The following is a 1,358-nucleotide window of genomic DNA, read 5'->3' on the forward strand; positions in this document are numbered from 1 at the left end:
TTATTGTATACTACTTTCCCTGATGCATTTTGTACTTTAATACTTGCATATGTACTATCAAAGTAGTTATGCGGTACGCCTGCTTTTAAGTCCACTTGCATTTCTTCTGTCGACTTATTGAAATTGATTTTAGCAAACTCGAAATCACAGATTCCTTTTAGCGACCATGCGAATTGCTTTCCATCTAGAATTGTTGCTTCTGGCATTTTTTCTACTTTCTTCAGACCTTCTTTTGTAACTTCGTATATGGCTTTTTTTCCAAAGCTCTCTTGTTTACTATTATCTACATTTGTAAGAGTAGCTCTATGCACACCTTCTAGATGTGTTAACTCAATATAATCTCCTACTTTGACTGAAACTTTTTGCGATTCAGCATTTTGTTGTTTGTTTCCATAAATGTCTTTATTGTATACTACTTTCCCTGATGCATTTTGTACTTTAATACTTGCATATGTACTATCAAAGTAGTTATGTGGTACACCTGCTTTTAAATCAATTTGCATTTCTTCTGTTGATTTATTTAAATTTACTTTCGCAAATTCAAAATCTCCAATCCCTTTCAGTGACCATGCAAATTGCTTTCCTTCTAAAATACTAGAAGAGTTCGGTATATCTGGTTTTATTGGATTAGAATCTGTACCCTTCCAAATCTCTGCTGTTAAAATTGGATACCCTAATGCAGCCACTTTTTGAATCGTATCGTTATTTGGACGTAATCCCCACTTCTCAAAGAAAGGAATCAAATTTTGTTTTGCTGCCTTTGATGCTGAAATCATAAATAATTGTTTTTTCGTTTCATCAGTTTGTGGAATCTCATTTGAAGGCATGTCTCTATATAATTGATGCAATTTAGGATAGAAATCCTCTCCATATGCTAACTGTAGTTGCCAAAGCATAACAAGTTTAACAAAAACATCACTAATTTCGTCATAATTTTTATTCGTTTGTTCTAGATATTGAAAGGCTTTCGTATAAGTTCCGCTTTTTTCCAAATTTGATGGTTGATTAAATGCTTTTTCTACAGCGAGACTGTAAATATTATTTTGAACTTCGCCCATATTATAGAATCTCCAAGGAATCTGTTGTCTCAAATGTCCAGCTTCATGCCAAGGTCCCCATCCATCCGTAGTAAATTTATTGATATCTAATACATATTGAATGGCATCTCCTACATAAGCGGTTCGATAAGGATATGCATACATATAATAATCGGGAGAATGATTTTCTTCTACGTAATGAATATAGTGCTTATCTACTTGTTCCTCAGATAATCCAGCTACTTTGTCCTGAATTCGAGTAGCTTCATCCATCTTTTTTAAGAGTTGTACAGGATCTGTATTAGAACCCAACAAATATTT

Annotated in this window: 1 protein-coding gene; it reads right to left on the reverse strand. The window is 33.4% G+C overall.

Annotation, left to right across the window (positions count from 1 at the left end; genetic code table 11):
* Nucleotides 1–1,358 (reverse strand): M60 family metallopeptidase (locus tag QO049_RS30420; protein WP_284489818.1); only part of this gene is annotated, 1,358 nt, incomplete at both ends.

Source organism: Bacillus sp. RB3, from assembly GCF_030164735.1.
GTDB lineage: Bacteria > Bacillota > Bacilli > Bacillales > Bacillaceae_G > Bacillus_A > Bacillus_A cereus.